Genomic DNA, 16,654 nt, shown 5'->3' on the forward strand with positions numbered 1-16,654 from the left:
ATCAATAGGTTTTTTAGCCCATGGCGAAGATTAACTCCGCTTAATATACTATAATAAAACGTAGGATTAAGCCGTTCATATAATCGTTCTTTGCCCTAAATGACCCGATTAAAACAGGGAGTGAATATGTCTGATAAGTTATTGGATGTACTAATCGTTGGAGCTGGGCCTGTTGGTTTATTTTGCGCAAACGAGCTGACTCGTCACGGTTTGAGTTGTCGGATCATTGATAAAAAGTCGGCACTCAGTGATAAATCTAAGGCATTGGCCATTCATATTCGAACCCTTGATCTGCTCAGGGATTGCAGTTTTCTTGATGAAGTACTCATCCAGGGACAAAAAGTAGATGGGGTGTTGTTTAAATCTAAGGGAAAAGAGTTAATTCATGCCACCTATGCACCTGTTGAAGCGGATTATCATTTTGTGATTGACCTTCCTCAAAGCAAAACGGAACACATTTTCCATCAGGGGCTGGTTGATCGAGGTTTGCATGTTGAATGGCAAACTGAATTAACTGAAATCGAAGAAACGGCTAACCATACCGTTTCTACGTTAAAACAGGCTGATGGCAGCATCGAAAAAGTTCAATCACACTGGATTATTGCTTGTGATGGTTCGCACAGTACGCTGAGAAAATTAGTTAATGCTGAATTTATAGGCTCTTCTTTTAAACAAACTTGGTGGCTCGCTGACCTGCTTATTGATTGGGAACTTCCTGAAAATAAATTTATTATCTACGTCAGTGATGAAGGCCCTGCTGCGTGTTTCCCGATGGGTGAAAAACGTTATCGTTTGGTCATGACTGCGCCCGAAAAACTCATGCATCAAGCCCCGACAATGGAAGACATCATTCGAGTCTTTAAAGCACGTTGTACGGATCCGGCAACCCTGCATGATCCAGTTTGGATCAGTCAATTTGGCATTGATCACAAGCAAATCGAAAACTACCGTTATGGACGAGTATTTTTTGCTGGGGACTCCGCTCATGTTCATAGTCCTATGGGTGGGCAAGGGTTAAATACCGGATTACAAGATATTTATAATCTCGCTTGGAAATTAGCACTGGTGCATAAAGGACTGGCAAGCGATGTGTTACTTGATAGTTATCATCGCGAACGTCATCCGATTGCTGCAGGGGTATTAAAAGATACTGGCGTAATGACTCGTTTGATTATGATGAGTAATCCGGTGATGATTTTTTTACGTAATTTACTTTTACAGACCGTTATGTCATTCGACGCAGTTAAAAATTTTATTATGTATAATCTTGCTGAGTTGGGGGTGAGCTATGCGAAAAGTCCTATCGTCACCGCATTGGGTGAAAAAACCCAATTCAAAATAGGTGGATTTCTCATTAATTCCCCTTTTATTGATGCAAAAAGCAAAGAAAAAAAGGAATTGCAGCAAATCACTCAGGGAACGCTGCATCACTTATTTTTATTTAGGGGACTGGAACCTGAGAATAGTAATCAATTGTTGGTTTTCTCTGAACTCGCCAGGGCTGTTACGCAGCAATTTAAGGGTTTAATCAAGACTCATATTATACTGCCTCAATCTGAAATGACTTTAGTTGATGAGGGGATTTCCATCTTGATTGATGAAGATCAAAAGATGCATCACCGATTTAAAATTGTGCGACCTACCGCTGTATTGGTTCGTCCAGATAAATATATAGGTTTAACTCAGATGCCGGTCAATCAAGAGGAACTAATGAGGTATATGGAACATTCATATCTTCTTACAAACTCTAAAGTTTGAGGCAAAAGGGTCCGCATGAAGACTTAAATCAAAAATGATTCTTGATGATCTTGGGGTGTTGTATATAATTTGCGGCCATATTTTTGTTAATTTAGGGCTTTTAATCGCCGCTGCGGGCAAACAAACAAGAACTGGAAACTGGCAAATTAAACTTCTTAAGTAAATGGCCTAAGCGCTTATAAAACAAATAAACGAGAGCCAAGCGACCGGAGTTTTATTCAGGATAATAGGAATGAATTTGTTTTGAGGGAGCTGAATTAAGAAGAGAACGCGATGGGTATTTTTTGTTCTTTATGAATCAATAGTAAGTTAAGTGTCTCTCAAGGTAAGCAATAGGTTGTAATCAATTTAAAAATAGAATAAAAATTGCTACATGCATTAAAAGTTTTATTGCATTGACAGTGAAAATGGTCACAATGCGATAAAGAAAAATTAATTCCCTTATCTAAGTTACAAACCTTCCGAACACACTATGGACTGTTGCATGCGGATAGGGAAATTTCTAACGTACGCTTTATCATACGATTTAAAAGATACACTAGTGAATGTATTACTGGTTATTACGCTAAAAAATTGAATAAAAATAATGAGCAATGGATTAAATATCTTATGAAAAAATTACTGGCGTGTTGGTTTTTGGGTTTTGTCTATTCAGTGAGCGCTTTTGCTGCCCCAAGTGATGCAGAACTGATTAAAAAATTAAATGCGATTGAAAAAAACTCAAATACAGTCATGGGGATTACTGCCATTTATATAGAAAAAAATAAAGTGATTGCCCATAATAGCAATCAGCGTTTTTTCATGGCCAGTACAATCAAATTACCTATTGCGATGGCATTTTTACACCGCGTCGATGAGAAAAAAGACTCTTTAAATCGTGTAATTAAAATGGATTCACGTTATTCGGTTCCTGGTTCTGGGGCACTTCATTATTTATTCGAAAAGAAAAAATTGAATATTTCCCTGAAACAAATCTTGATGCATACCCTCAAAAATAGTGATAACAGTGCAAGTGATGCATTATTACAGGCCGCTAATGGCCCTAAATATGTAGCACAGCGTATGAGTGCGCTTGGTTTAAAAAATATTTTTATCAATCGCTCCATTATGGAAATGTTTGTCGATACAAATCATGTGGATCGTTCATTTTTAACAAAACGTCAGCCGGTATACTCTTGGCAAAAAATATCAAATCGTGTTCCGCTGAAAGAAAAGCAGCAAGCTTGGCAGCGTTTTGAAAAGGACATACGCGATACCACAACACCTTATGATATGGCAAAACTGTTGGTTAAATTGTACAAAAAACAAGCTCTTTCAGAATCAAGTACTAATCTTCTTATGAACATCATGGAGCAATGCCGAACTGGTCGCAGCAGAATAAAAGGATTATTGCCTCCCCATGTTAAAGTAGCCCATAAGACAGGAACATGGTCTATTTATGAGCGGGACTATTTAAGATACCCTGGGTCAAAAAAACTTTATCGTTTCGTGAGTGACGTTGGCATTATTACGTTACCCAATAATAAAGGCCATGTTGCCATTGCAGTATATGTTAAATCGAAATCAGCCAGTGATTATCCACGCAGTCGCGCCATCGCTCTTGCAAGTCGTGCAATTTATGACCATTTTATGAAGTCATGATTAGGGACACGCTCCATGGAGCCAAGGTGAGGGCAAAGCCCTAACCGCGGTTATTTGCTCTTATTCCAGGTACCAGTAAAACCTTCACTATTTTGTATGGTGCTGCAACAAGGACGCTCTTGCTCCGCTCGTTGTGGTGGGTATTTCTTTATCTTTGTGTTGTAAAGTATCCCTATTTTTTTAAAAAAACTTAATGAATACATGACCTAGAAAACCCTTGCCATTTCGTATACTCTGTCAAAAAAATAACTTTGAAGACAAGGAGGTTGAGATGCATCGTTGTTTGATTTTGATTTTTAGCGGACTCATCTATTTTTTCATGAGTTTTGGTTTATATGCTCAATTACCTTGCTACTACCAGGAATTACCTGCTGATGAAAAACGTGAGCTATTATGGGCTGAAATTACCTCAAGCCATGAAGAAGATCCTTTACCGGAGCTAACTGGCAATAGTTTTAATGAAGTGCTCGAAAAATTAAAAGGATTGTTTAACTTAAGCCCAACATTTGATACCGCTAGTGATGAAATTCCGGAGGGACGAGTAAAAATCATTCACGCCAATGGTTCAGTAGGAAAAATTGCTTTAGTTCCCTCACCAGATCATCCCTTCACAGGTATTTATCAGACGGGGGCAATCGGCATAGCACGTCTCTCGTTAGCAACCCCTCCAGCTGATGATAATTATATTCCTGGCATGGCAATTAAATTTTTAATCACAGGACATCCCTCTTTAAATTTACACGTGATGAATTTGCTTGAGGGACAAAAAGGCAATTGGAATTATTTTGCGAAAGATTTTTCGAACCAAATACCTCATCCTACCAGTTGGACCTTGAGTGCTATTGAGAAAATATTTGAGTGGACTCGCGACCCGGCGAATAACCTTCCTTTATGGCATTTAGCCGCTTGGACGAGTGAAGGAAGAATTGATGGAATCCCTGTGTTCCCTGAGCGGATCTATTTCCGACCAACGAGCTTGGTTAAGGATTTAATCCCTGAGAATTCACGAGAAGACTTCAGACTCTCTTTTGCCGAGGTGCCCATGGGTCCAATCTATGAGGTCTATGGAGAATATCAAGGTATCGAGTATCGTATAGGGACATTAATGTTGGAAAGTCCTTTATTGGCTTCCAATTACGGTGATAAGAAATTATTTTTCCAGCACCAACGATAATTCAGTATCCATTAGGTCTTGATCTACATTGCTCATAGGTCAAGACTGCCTGATCTTCCTCGTTTTCTCGGCTCATCATTAACTCTTTTGGGCTGGACTCTGTAGTGGGTGAATTTAATTCCACGGATGAGGTGAAGCACTGAGGTATAGGTTTTCCAAGAAGGCCTAATTTTTTGATGCTCTCATTGAGATCTACTTTGGGTGATTTTTCTTTATGGTGCAATTCAAATGCCAAGCAGCGTTCGGCTGAGTCGAACACTTTATATCTTAAAACTTCTCGCAGATAGGCTTGTGATGGTTTTGTATCCGTGGTTGTATTGCGATTCTCATTAATCTGGAGGACTGCTTTGTTAATCTGTTCCTCTTCATTTGTTCGCGAATCTTTACCGCAAAGGGTATCCAGGTTATAAATGTGGGCCAGAAGACTTTGAAAACCATCATGACCATGAACATAAGTAATATGATAGCCTTTATGAGTCGCAGGTCTTGCCATCTCACGTTCTTTCGCGTCATCCCAGCGATTCCATAAAAGATGAATTAAAGGCCAGGCGGTTCTTTCTTGTTCTGACATATTGGTCCTGTCATGAATTGCATCCGTATGAAACAGTGAGCTCATGACATTGTTTTCAATGAAGAATTGAAATTGATGATTAATCTGATCAATGGTTTCCGCTAAAGCCTCCGCAGTGGAATCATTATAATTTACCCCCAGACGTGCTGCCAGCAATGGTATGATATCAAAACGAATGGGCGCATGGCTAAATAAAGTAATCCCCTGTTCATTGAGTGTATAATCCAACATCTTAAGTGAAGGTTTATAGCTTTCGTTGATTAACTGGGTTAACTCCTGAGGGTGAATAATATGATGCTCAAGTAACAGGTTAAGACCCCAAAATGAAGGAATTTGTACATCACCAATATAACCTGGGGGAGCAAAGGATTGCCCCGCCATGAATTGCTCAAAGGCATAAATAAACTCGCTGCTATGATTAGAAATCAAAATATTTAACGGGCAATGATTTCGACGAAGCATACTAAGAATTCTAAAAGTGAAATAATCGCAATTTCCGCGATCTGCTACTTCATCGCCAATGAGGCGAATCAGGGTTTGATTATCGTGGATTTCCAATAGGGCCATGAACTCATTAAATTGGCTCACACAATAAGCCAGCTTCTCTTTGGGTTCAGATAGTTTTTGCTTTAACTGCCTTTGCTCCTCTTCAGCGGCAGGTAGCTTTATTAGGGCTTGTTCTCGCAATTGAGACAAGGTGTTCGTTGTTTGGGTTTCAGCAGTTGCGACGACGATTATTTGTTTGTCCAGATTGGCAATTCGTTCTTTGGCATTATCTATTTTGATTTGTGTATAGTGTAAGAGCGTACGGTTTTCCAAATATTCCTGAAGAAGCGCTCCGTACTGCTCATAAAGCGTTACAAATTGTTGATAAGCTTCCGCAACATGCTTAATTTTAGGGTGGAATTGAATGATTTGATGGCGAAAAAGAAAATGAATGAGTTTGATTGGATTGCCATGTAAATCGCCAAGAGTAATTGAACCTAAATTGGATTCCAGTTCATCAGGAAATTTATAAATATCAACATTCTTATTGATAAGACGGTAGGTCATTCCTTAACCTAAACGGATCGATTTTCCTAACAAACATAATGGATTCAATCAAAAATATCAATCATGGCCCTGTCAATCACTCCTTAGGACGGGCAAATAGAATGACCTGCTGTAGCGGTTAAAATGTTTCAAGACGTTTCACTTCATCATCATTGTATCAAAAGAAGTATTAAATTTAAAAGCGAAAGGCAGGCCATGACGATAAAGGTCAAAATCATCCCGCGGACACGAAATTGAAGCAGATGCTCTTTGGCCAGAAATGCATAAGCATGAAAGATTCGTCCCAAGATAAACAAAAAAATCAAAGCCAAAAGCACCATCCAGTTGGCTTTATTTGCTTCAGCACAAAAGAGCAAGATCAGTGTCAACGGAACATACTCAACAAAATTGCCGTGTGCTCTTATGGCCATTTCCAAATCAACAAACTCGTTGCTTCCTAATCTCACTTTATATTTTCGACGCAAGTTAATAACACGGGCTGAAAGATAGATGTAGGCAAAGGCGAACAGGGAGGCGGTTATGGTGGTCATTGGATACATTTTATTCTCCTAATCAATAGAGCGACTCATTTATTGTCACAGAATTTAGCGTCATTACAAAATCATCAAAGCAATGCTGAACATCATTCAAAAAAAGCAACCAAGGACAATGACCTGCTTTGCGGATGATTTTATGGATACAATTTTTGCCTTGGAATTTTTCATTGTTCATAAAAATCAAGGGTGGACAGACAAAGTCATTCTCACTGGCAATGGTCATGGCGGGTATGGTTTCTGGAAACCATTTACATGAATAATCGGGATAAAAATGTTCAATGGCATAATGATAAGCGGTATTATTAAAGGCAAAAAGAAGCATGATTTTTTCGCCTTCCACCAATTCTTCAGCGGTAAAACAATAATGTTTATAGCTATTCCAAAACATTTTATATGCCTCATCCGAGGGTGCCAAATGATACTGGCTGGCGGGAGGAATTAAATCGGGTAAATGGTGTTGCTGTTGCATGGCACTCACATGCTGAAAAAAACTGTTTTCGGTGGTGGTATTCATTAATACCAGACCTGCCAGATGATGCTTTAGTTCCGGAAAATTTAATGCAAACATCCCGGAAAAGCTGTGGGTGACTAATACCGGTTTAGAAAAGTCTTTTAATAAATCAATTAAACCCTCTTGCCAATGCTTGAAATCAAGTTTGCCTTGAGTATTGATGCCATCTTGCGGGAAATCTAATAGAAAAATAGATCCAGGTAACTGTAACCTACTGCATAAGTTATCGAGGTACTCAGAGCCCAAACCAGGACCACCTGGTAAGAATAACCAGCTGCATCCACGACCTTCGGTGATTTGTTTTACTTTATAACCATATTTTGTGTATTGCATGGGGGAATCACTACTTTTTATTGAGTTGTTCATCATAACACACAGCCTAGTTGAATTAATGCGTCGTTAGCATTTATAGTGGATTAAGCCGTTTCCCATTTAACTGAACTAGGCACAAAAGCCGAACTACTAAACCAGGTGAGGGTATGATGAAAAAAACATATTATCTTGTTTTTTTATTCAGTCTTTTTTTAGCTTCGGCTTGTGGGCATGCGAATTATTTCCGATACAGCGGTAAATGCCAATTTTCTCTGACTCGGGATCGTTATGCTTATTGTTTGGAGAAGGAGATGGTTTTTTATGATAACGAATTTAAACGACTTTATAGTAATCTAACGCCCGATGCGTCTCTACTTGCTTCTGAAGCATTAGCCACACAAATTATTGAACCTAATTGTGATGCGATTGCACAAAAAATTGGTGCTGGTTTGGAATATCATATTGCCTTTCGCACCTGCATGATTTACATCACCAAAGAAAAGATCGCGTGCATTAAGCGATTTGTTCCTTGTCAACTATGTTGGGGAAGGAAATGGGCCAATGTGATAAAAAAACCATTATTATTCCTGGAAGGAGTTTCGATTAATTTATCGGATCCTACTTGAGCAAATGTCCCGTCTCACCACTTGGGGAGAGACGGGATATAGATTAATTGGCTGGGGTGGGTTTTGAGGCAACAGCATTATCAGCACAATTATCAGCAATGTTATCAATTTCATCGCTGTATTGTTTATCGGTCATATCATTTGATCTTTTGAGCAGATCCACTAACTTCGGTTTCGCACATTCGCAGTAGGCACTAATTAATTTCTTATCCTCATCTGTTTGTTTGGGATCAACCAGATTCCATCTGTCTTGGCAAAAATCAGTGACGTCGCTATCCTTGGCTTTACTCAATCCTACTTCATCTTCCAACGAATCCATTGCATCATGGAGCAGGGTTCTTGACATGCAGAGATGGACTGCTTTTTGAACTGCGGCGTCATTGTCTAGAGGTTGTTTGGCAGCACAACCACAATATTTTTCGCCAAAATTTTTAAAGTCTACTTTATCTTTTGCTTCATCTGCTTTTTTCATCCAAGCATTAGTACAAAGCGTTTGAAAGTCTCCACCACCTGCCGTTTCTGCTGCATAAGTTGGTACAGCAAACATAAGGGAAAGAACAGGAATAGCCATTCTTTTGAAAAAATTCATAATTTATCACTCCTTTGATTTAAGAGTACTCCTTCCTCCTTGAGGATAGCCAATGTTTTTGCGGTTATCTAGACTATTTTAAAAAATTTAGTTTTTGCTTCCTTTTGGATAGAATGAAACTTTTTAAAGGAACGATCATCATCATGACGGCAGTAGAGAAACATTGGTCTCGAGTAGAGTACCTGCACAAGAGTGTCAAGAATCACAACATTCATATTAAAGGCACCCACAGTTACTACAGCGATGCATGGACAGGAAGTTTTGAGGAGACGGTCGTCAGGTATCTCTATGGCGATGAGTTCAGTTTAAAAAATTGGCAGCCACAATGGAATATTGACCAACTGTTTATTGGGGATTATGTCTGTATCGCGGCTGAGGTAATTATTATGCTGGGAGGGAATCATAATCACCGTGCGGATTGGTTTTGCTTGTATCCTTTTGCAGACAATTATGTGCAAGCATACCAAGGCAAAGGGGATACCATCATTCATGATGGAGTTTGGCTGGGTATGCGTTCCATGATTATGCCGGGAATCACCATTGGCGAGGGCGCTATTATCGCAGCCAATAGTGTGGTAACAAAAGATGTTGAACCTTACAGTATTGTTGCTGGTAGCCCTGCTCAAGTGGTTAAAAAACGTTTTGACGACACGGTTATTCAGCGCCTTCTTCGCTTGGGCATCTATGGTTGGGATGAAGAAAAATTTAATCGCTTGCAGCAGTATATTTGCAGCAATGATATAGCGGCCTTGGAAGAACAAAGCAGGAAGTATGATGCCCTTCATCAGGGGGATTCTTTAGGTGAGAATGCAGATGATGGCAGCAAGTGAAGGCTGGATGGAACCAGCCTGGATTATGTGATGCACCTCAGATGCATACTGCTTTTATTGGTTGCGTGCCTAAATTCGTGACTTGCGCTTTGGTCCCAGGATCTGCTGCTATGGGAACTTGTTGTAGGTTGGTTAAAGCTGATACTAAAGAGTCGCCTTGTTTCAAGCTAGTTCCATTGAACATACCTTTTCCACTAATAACCTGAATGGAAATATAATTTTTTGCGCTTGCAACCGCATGTATTTCACATAATAAAGAGAGTGTTTGTTTGTTCGTATTAGCCAAGACAGCCGCTTTATTGGGTTCAAGATTGATTTCGATGGGCGCAGAAAAAACGGAGGTGCTCATGAACATCAGAACACAAGAGAGTAATTGAGTAATCAATCGATACATAATGGTCCTTTTGTATTATTTTTATCGAATAAAAATAGATGATTTGTTTTTGCAGCTGTTATTATCATGCAATCAATAACAGAAATAAAGAATCCAAGATAAGTTAGAGCACCCTCGAGGTTATATAAAAGGATGATGCGATAATGAGTGAGAATGAAGGATTTCTTGGTGTTCTCAGGGAGCATCAGTGCCGCATTGGGCGGCACTTAACTTGGTTCCGGCCGCAATAAAGTGAGCCTGAACATTACCATTTATCCCTTTACAATTTTGCCAGTGCGTCCTTGTTCGATTACCTCAGGATCGCAAGCCTCGCCATGAAGCAATTTAGTGATCTCTCTGATTTTTTCAGTTCTAGTACGTCCCTGGCAAAAAAATAAATAATCATGGATACGACGTTCAAAGCAACGACCCTTGAGCATTTCTTTGTGTTGTTCCAGCCTTTCTATTTGCTTAGGGGTCAGGCTATAAGTTTTTAATTTGCTGTTGGGTTGAGATGAATGAGCCGGGTTTTGGGATAGGGTTTCCACAGGAATCTTGACGGTCTCCTTTTGAAATGGCACTAAATCTTTATTGATTAAATAAAGGGGAATAAACCGGGTTGTTCCCAAAAGACCTGATTCTGGAGGAGTAAAAAATGACAAACTCATCCTATCAGAATTGTTGAATGTATTGAGTGTAATCTGAGTTGAATTAATTTTACCCAGATCATATTCCCAACCCTGGTCTGTCTTTTTCTTACCTTTAATGGGAAGTGGTGTCCATTGGTTATCGTATAAATGATAAAATTCGGGCGCTCCTTGATCGTTAGTTCCCCATTTATAATAATTTTTAATTTGCTGATCAACGTAATAGTAAAACATCTTCATAATCCCTGGTTTTAATTATTTTTCATACTATCAATATATTCTTAACAAAGTCTTAAATATTATCGAACAGAAAATGATTTATTATTGTACACTAATTGTTTTTATTAATCGATTGTTTTTATAAGGTAAAGAGGCCTTAGTTCATGATTGCCAGGATTGAAAAGTGAACAATACCATGTAAGAATCTAGTGTGAACATTTTGGACCTAAATTGTTAAAGGATGATCAAATGCTCAAAAAACTTCTTATCAGCACTTCATTTTTACTATGTTCTCTTTCTGCATACAGTATGCCTGAAGCGGAGAAAGCTTATCTTGCCAATCAATGTCATGAATTATCGCAAAAAATTGACGAATTAAGTGCGAATCAAACAAACCCTTGTTCCTCCTTGATGCAAGAGTCTGCCCGATTAGTAGAGCATGGCGGGCAATTCATATTAAAAGAATACTGGTTTAATGCCAGAACGAATTTACATCGTTCTTACAGGCTGTTAGGGGATGCCAATCAAATGAACTGTAAAACTGCCTCAGCAATTTTAGCTGCTCGAAAAGGTATTGATGAAATTCTTGAACAGCTGTATGGCCTAGAATAGGTCTTGGTATGGACTGATCTCTCACAAAAGGAAAAGCAAAATGAAAGTTATCGTAGTCGGTGGAACTGGAACAATAGGTGATGCAGTTTGTGAAGAATTAGCTCAACGTCACACGGTAATTACCGTGGGGCATACGAATGGGGATTTTCAAGTTGATATTCGAGATACCCGCTCAATTGAATTACTTTACCAATCAATCGGTTCGTTCGATGCCGTTGTTGCGGTAACCGGAGAAGTATGTTTTGAAACATTAACCAAATTTTCTGAGGAGCAATATACTGTAGGTCTCAATAGTAAATTAATGGGGCAAGTAAGACTGGTGTTAGAGGGGATCAAATACATCAATAAAGGAGGGTCATTTACTTTAACGAGTGGTATTTTAAGTCATGATCCGATCCCTATGGGTACCTCTGCAGCCATGGTGAATGGTGCGATTGATGCATTTGTTAAAAGTGCGGCGATTGAATTACCGCATCATATCCGGATTAATGCGGTAAGCCCTACTGTTCTCTCGGAATCAATGAATCGATATGCTCCTTTTTTTCGCGGCTTTGAACCGGTACCTGCACGTCGCGTCGCTTTAGCATTTAGTAAAAGCGTTGAGGGGGCACAAACGGGTATGGTTTATTCTGTCGAATAAAGCGTGAGCATGACGATGACATTTAAGGAATGGCTTTTAAAATGAAGTTCAGAATATTCGGCTTGATTATTTTTTCCTCTGTATGTGCCGCAAAAATGAGTGCAGCTGTTCCTGCTGATTTGATGTTTCATAATAAACCTATTGATGCGCTCTGTTTTTTTAACTCGGAAGGCAAGGAAATTGATCTGGAACACTGTGGATTAGCAAAAGCTAAATATGCTGTAAAAGGGCATAATTCCAGTTTAATTGCTAAAGGTTATATAGGCTATAATTGGCAAGATCCTGAATATCCAGGTCCAGCAGAGGGCTATAGCTATTATAAATTTTTTCATGCTGGAAAAAATGAGTATTGGCTTTACACCATTAATAGCGGCGGAGGTACAGGAGACTTCACTGCCCTCTATAAGGTAAAGAGAAAAAATACCCATACCTTAGAAATCGAAATGCTGGTTGGTGGTGATCGTTGTAATGGTGGCGTACAAGATGTATCAGTAGTAAATAATCACTTAAGTTTTAGCCAAAACTTGACTGCCTATGATCTCATTGCATTATCTAAGACATCTGATTTAAAGGTTAAAGCGTATGATGATTTGGCAGCTTGCGCCATTTGTTGTGTTGCAAAAGCACATTATGAGCTGAGCTCCAATTCGCAGTTGCAGTTGAATTTTGTTGATTTAGAACAGGCTAAAGACATGCTAGAGATGACCGAGCAAGGAACACTCCAGCCATGCTTTAACCAACTGTTTGCTTCTTATCATGCTGAGGGTAAAGATAAGTTAACGCAAAACATGCTCGATGAATTCGTTGCGAAATTTAAGCAAACCTGTAAGAAGGCTGATTAAAATAGTTGGAGCTTTGGGAAAACGTTCAATTTTTTAACAAGCGAGTGGGCTGACGTACAAAGCGTAGGGCTTTTACGTCTCTCAGCTAGTTGAGAATTTTGCCACTGGGATCCTTAATAATTTTCTTTCCATCAGGATTCACTTGAACTGATGAACCGTCTGGGTTTGTGATGATCTTCGTTCCATCGGGTTTATAGAGTACAGATGAATGATCCACGTTCGTTACAATTTTGGTCCCATCGGGCTTCGTTTGAACTGATGAGCCATCTGCATTCGTCACAATTTGAGTGCCATCGGATTTGGTTGCTACAGATGAGCCATTTGCATTGGTAATAATCTTAGTTCCATCGGGCTTGGTTACCACCGAAGATCCATTCGCGTTGGTAATAATCTTCGTCCCATCGGCCTTGGTTTCTACAGATGAGCCATCCGGATTTTTTATTAGGATAGGTTGCGCTGCAAAAGAGGTTATGCTCAAACAATCTAGAAATAAAAAAATGATGATGAAACTAAAAAAGTGTTTTTTTATTTGAGACCAATCAAAGTAATGAACATTCATGTTAATTCTTCCCTGACACAAAGTTATTTTTAAGTATAGTCATTAAAGCGGTTGAGAGTTAATTTTTTATCATTATGTCGCTGTATTTTCTTTCATATTGAAAGCGACAGAAACGCTTAATTTAGGCTATGCTTATCAAATGCTGCAGTATGAATAGTGTGACCTAGAATTGTCTAGGAGAGTAGGAAGTATGAGTTATTTTGATGGAAAAGCCCCAATAGGTAAGACAGAGGATTGTCCCAAGCAAATCAGCGTAGAGTTGATTCCGAGAACAGTGGATCTCGGTGGGTTTCAAGTAAAACGTATATTACCCTCTAAAGAAAAAAGAACGGTGGGGCCTTTTGTTTTCTGGGATCAAGCAGGACCTAGTGAACTGCATTCAGGAAAGGGGATTGATGTACGCCCACACCCTCATATTGGTTTATCAACGATGACTTATTTATTCTCGGGTCGATTGGAGCATCGAGATACGCTGGGAAGTCATCAAATTATTGTTCCAGGTGAGGTGAACTTAATGACTGCTGGACGAGGAATTGCTCATTCAGAACGTTCGCCGCAACAGGATCGTTTTTATCCTCAACATTTTTTTGGCATTCAATGTTGGCTTGCATTACCTATTAATAAAGAAGAAACGAATCCTTCATTTACACATTATGATAAAAGCGTAATCCCTGCACATCATGATAAGAGGATGCATTTTCGAGTAATTGCTGGGGAGTGGATGGGACTTAAATCTTCTGTGATGACTCAAACCGATGCACTTTTTGTTGTATGCAAGTTGGAGGCTCATTCGGAGTGGATCATCCCATCGACTGTAGAAGAACGCGCAATTCATCTTTTAAGTGGTAAGATTATCATTGACAAGATAATCTATAATGCCCCACAAATGTTAGTGCTCAAGCCAGGAGCTGAGCTCAAAGTGGTGGCGGATTCTGAGGTGCATATGATTGTTCTGGGAGGTGCTGCCCTAGAGGAAAGACGATACGTGTGGTGGAATTTTGTCTCCAGTTCGAGAGAACGAATTGAGCAAGCGAAAATGGATTGGAAAGAAGGAAAATTTGGAAAAATACCTGGTGATGAAAAAGAATTTGTTCCTTTGCCAGAGTAGGGGCCTTCAAGTCCATTAAGTGAAATACATTTCCCTTCCTCCTAGGGGAAGAAGGCGCCCTTAACGGCGGATGAGGGGGGGATTCTTATAACTTAATGGCAGCGAGTCTTACCCTGAATCGTGCGGTGCTTTGTTAACGTAAACTTTTATACACTTAATCTCATCAAAAAGGACCTTGAAATGAAAAAGTCGGATCAAGAAACGCAATATCTCAAAGATGGCGTCATCAAAACAAAATTAACCGGTTATAATCTGCTCAATAACTCCAGATTAAATAAAGGCACTGCGTTTACTAATGCTGAAAGAGATATTTTCGCACTTCATGGCTTATTACCGCCCCAAGTAAGTACCTTACAGGAACAGCAAAAACGTCGTCATGATGGATTGACGGCATTGCCAACCTCGTTAGAAAAATACAGCTTTTTGCGCGATCTGCAAGATAACAATGAAACCCTTTTTTATTCCTTGATCATTAACAATATTGAGGAAATGCTCCCGATCGTTTATACCCCTGTAGTTGGGGAAGGATGTCAAAAGTTCAGTGAAGTATTTCGTAAACCTCGCGGTCTATTTCTTAGTTATCCCAATAAGAACCTGATTGATAAAATCTTCTCTCATCCACGTTATGACTTGATTAAATGTATTGTCGTCAGTGACGGTGAACGTATTCTAGGCCTTGGTGATCAAGGTGCAGGTGGAATGGGAATCCCGATTGGTAAAATGGCACTTTACACTGCTTTGGCTGGTATCCCACCTCAATATTGTTTACCCATTTTACTGGATGTAGGAACAGACAATGAAGAACGATTGGCGGATCCGCTTTATATTGGCTGGCGACATAAGCGAATTCGCGGTGCTGAATATGATGAATTTGTTGATGCATTTATCTCCGCAGTAAAACGTCGTTGGCCAAATGTTCTGCTGCAATGGGAAGATTTCGCTGGCGCAAATGCGGCTCGTTTGTTGAGCCGTTATCGAGATAAACTATGTACTTTTAATGATGATATCCAGGGAACTGCGGCAATGGCGACAGGTACTCTGCTTTCTGCTATTAATGTCACTGGAATTCCACTAAAGGATCAAAAAATTGTGTTCCTTGGTTTTGGGGGAACTGGCCATGGAATTGCGCAATTAATTCGCGGTGCTCTTAAAGGGGCAGGATTAAGCGACGAAGAAGCTGGAGATCGCATCTATGCAGTGGACCGGTATGGCCTTCTGGTAGAAGGCGGTAAAGGATTGACCGATGATCAGGCCACTTTTGCTCGCAAACGTTCCGAAGTCGCTGAATGGCAAGTCAGTAACCGTGAGGAAATCAGCTTGCTGGATGTGGTTCGTAACGTAAAACCTACCGCCTTAATCGGGGTTTCGGCGCAACAAGGTGCATTTACCGAAGAAGTGGTGCGAACCATGGCTAAATACACAGATCGGCCTGTTATTTTCCCCTTATCTAATCCAACTTCTCATAGTGAGGCAGTGCCACAAGACCTTCTTACTTGGACTGATGGACGTGCCCTGATTGGAACAGGAAGTCCATTTGAACCTGTTCAGTATAATGGAAAAGTGTTTCATATTGACCAAACAAATAATTCATACATTTTCCCAGGATTAGCATTAGGTATCATCTCAGCTAAAGCAAAACGTGTTTCTGATGGCATGATCAAGGCCTCGGCGCTTGCGCTAGCAGAATGTTCTCCTGCGAGAAAAAATAAGTCGGCAAACCTTCTTCCCCCCATTGCCGATCTTCGCGCAATTAGTCTTGAGGTAGCTAAAGCCGTGGGAAAACAAGCCATTGCAGAGGGTCTGGCTGGGGTCAATGAGGCTGAGCTTGAAAATGAACTTGCTGCTAATATATGGAATCCAATTTATATCCCTTATGAATTAGCGGACTGAGCTCAATTTAAATCCTTTCAATAACGACTTGGAAAAAAGAATCCAAGTCGTATTTTTTTTATGCTCAATTGAATGCTTATATAAAAAAACATTATGGTATATATTAACTCAAATTATGTATTAATACTGTGTTATCATTTTCAAAAGCGAAAGAATGGTTTCT

At 39.7% G+C, this 16,654-nt stretch carries 17 protein-coding genes; 10 read left to right on the forward strand and 7 right to left on the reverse strand.

Annotated elements, in window-relative coordinates; all coding sequences use genetic code 11:
- Positions 1-126: 126 nt before the first annotated feature.
- The 3 genes from OQJ13_RS10475 (at position 127) to OQJ13_RS10485 (ending at position 4,573) form a co-directional block, all read left to right on the forward strand.
- Positions 127-1,758 carry an FAD-dependent oxidoreductase gene (locus OQJ13_RS10475; RefSeq protein WP_265710795.1) on the forward strand — a complete coding sequence of 544 codons (1,632 nt, stop codon included), beginning with the start codon at positions 127-129 and terminating at the stop codon, positions 1,756-1,758.
- 609 nt (positions 1,759-2,367) lie between these two features.
- The gene (gene bla, locus OQJ13_RS10480; protein ID WP_265710796.1) at positions 2,368-3,399 is read left to right on the forward strand and encodes a class A beta-lactamase; all 1,032 of its coding nucleotides are present in this window, start codon (positions 2,368-2,370) and stop codon (positions 3,397-3,399) included.
- A gap of 271 nt (positions 3,400-3,670) precedes the next feature.
- Positions 3,671-4,573, forward strand: a complete 903-nt coding sequence (locus tag OQJ13_RS10485) for a hypothetical protein (protein ID WP_265710797.1) — start codon at positions 3,671-3,673, stop codon at positions 4,571-4,573.
- Between the two features lies 1 nt (position 4,574).
- On the opposite strand, the gene wip is transcribed toward OQJ13_RS10485, so the two are convergent.
- From wip to OQJ13_RS10500, 3 genes are all read right to left on the reverse strand, one after another.
- Positions 4,575-6,197: a Dot/Icm T4SS effector Wip gene (gene wip, locus OQJ13_RS10490; RefSeq protein ID WP_265710798.1), complete on the reverse strand. Its 1,623-nt coding sequence runs from the start codon at positions 6,195-6,197 to the stop codon at positions 4,575-4,577.
- 149 nt (positions 6,198-6,346) lie between these two features.
- Positions 6,347-6,736 (reverse strand): MAPEG family protein, encoded by a 390-nt coding sequence (locus tag OQJ13_RS10495; protein ID WP_265710799.1) that lies wholly within the window; start codon positions 6,734-6,736, stop codon positions 6,347-6,349.
- Between the two features lie 13 nt (positions 6,737-6,749).
- Positions 6,750-7,577 (reverse strand): alpha/beta hydrolase, encoded by an 828-nt coding sequence (locus OQJ13_RS10500; RefSeq protein ID WP_265711927.1) that lies wholly within the window; start codon positions 7,575-7,577, stop codon positions 6,750-6,752.
- Positions 7,578-7,723: 146 nt separating this feature from the next.
- On the opposite strand from OQJ13_RS10500, the gene OQJ13_RS10505 reads away from it, so the two are divergent.
- Positions 7,724-8,182, forward strand: a complete 459-nt coding sequence (locus tag OQJ13_RS10505; protein ID WP_265710800.1) for a hypothetical protein — start codon at positions 7,724-7,726, stop codon at positions 8,180-8,182.
- Between the two features lie 43 nt (positions 8,183-8,225).
- On the opposite strand, the gene OQJ13_RS10510 is transcribed toward OQJ13_RS10505, so the two are convergent.
- Entirely contained in the window at positions 8,226-8,771 is a 546-nt protein-coding gene (locus OQJ13_RS10510; RefSeq protein ID WP_265710801.1) for a hypothetical protein, read from the reverse strand.
- 113 nt (positions 8,772-8,884) lie between these two features.
- On the opposite strand from OQJ13_RS10510, the gene OQJ13_RS10515 reads away from it, so the two are divergent.
- On the forward strand, positions 8,885-9,601 hold the full coding sequence (locus OQJ13_RS10515; RefSeq protein WP_265710802.1) for a CatB-related O-acetyltransferase: 717 nt from the start codon (positions 8,885-8,887) through the stop codon (positions 9,599-9,601).
- 37 nt (positions 9,602-9,638) lie between these two features.
- On the opposite strand, the gene OQJ13_RS10520 is transcribed toward OQJ13_RS10515, so the two are convergent.
- Both OQJ13_RS10520 and OQJ13_RS10525 read right to left on the reverse strand, forming a co-directional pair.
- A complete protein-coding gene (locus tag OQJ13_RS10520) occupies positions 9,639-9,995 on the reverse strand; it encodes a hypothetical protein (RefSeq protein WP_265710803.1) in 357 nt (118 codons plus the stop codon).
- Between the two features lie 251 nt (positions 9,996-10,246).
- Positions 10,247-10,855, reverse strand: coding sequence for a hypothetical protein (locus OQJ13_RS10525; RefSeq protein WP_265710804.1), 609 nt, complete (start codon positions 10,853-10,855; stop codon positions 10,247-10,249).
- A 234-nt stretch (positions 10,856-11,089) separates the two neighbouring features.
- Between OQJ13_RS10525 and OQJ13_RS10530 the strand changes: the two genes are divergently transcribed.
- The 3 genes from OQJ13_RS10530 to OQJ13_RS10540 are packed head-to-tail and all read left to right on the forward strand — an operon-like array spanning position 11,090 to position 12,934.
- Entirely contained in the window at positions 11,090-11,452 is a 363-nt protein-coding gene (locus tag OQJ13_RS10530) for a hypothetical protein (protein ID WP_265710805.1), read from the forward strand.
- A 40-nt stretch (positions 11,453-11,492) separates the two neighbouring features.
- On the forward strand, positions 11,493-12,092 hold the full coding sequence (locus OQJ13_RS10535) for a short chain dehydrogenase (protein WP_265710806.1): 600 nt from the start codon (positions 11,493-11,495) through the stop codon (positions 12,090-12,092).
- 41 nt (positions 12,093-12,133) lie between these two features.
- A complete protein-coding gene (locus OQJ13_RS10540) occupies positions 12,134-12,934 on the forward strand; it encodes a hypothetical protein (RefSeq protein WP_265710807.1) in 801 nt (266 codons plus the stop codon).
- Positions 12,935-13,019: 85 nt separating this feature from the next.
- Here the strand turns inward: OQJ13_RS10540 and OQJ13_RS10545 are convergent, their stop codons facing one another.
- Positions 13,020-13,493 carry a hypothetical protein gene (locus OQJ13_RS10545; protein ID WP_265710808.1) on the reverse strand — a complete coding sequence of 158 codons (474 nt, stop codon included), beginning with the start codon at positions 13,491-13,493 and terminating at the stop codon, positions 13,020-13,022.
- A 190-nt stretch (positions 13,494-13,683) separates the two neighbouring features.
- Here OQJ13_RS10545 and OQJ13_RS10550 point away from each other — a divergent pair, with 190 nt between their 5' ends.
- Both OQJ13_RS10550 and OQJ13_RS10555 read left to right on the forward strand, forming a co-directional pair.
- Positions 13,684-14,601 carry a pirin family protein gene (locus OQJ13_RS10550; RefSeq protein WP_265710809.1) on the forward strand — a complete coding sequence of 306 codons (918 nt, stop codon included), beginning with the start codon at positions 13,684-13,686 and terminating at the stop codon, positions 14,599-14,601.
- Between the two features lie 180 nt (positions 14,602-14,781).
- Entirely contained in the window at positions 14,782-16,491 is a 1,710-nt protein-coding gene (locus tag OQJ13_RS10555; RefSeq protein WP_265710810.1) for an NAD-dependent malic enzyme, read from the forward strand.
- Positions 16,492-16,654: the final 163 nt, after the last annotated feature.

The organism is Legionella sp. PATHC035 (genome assembly GCF_026191115.1).
Classification (GTDB): Bacteria; Pseudomonadota; Gammaproteobacteria; order Legionellales; family Legionellaceae; genus Legionella.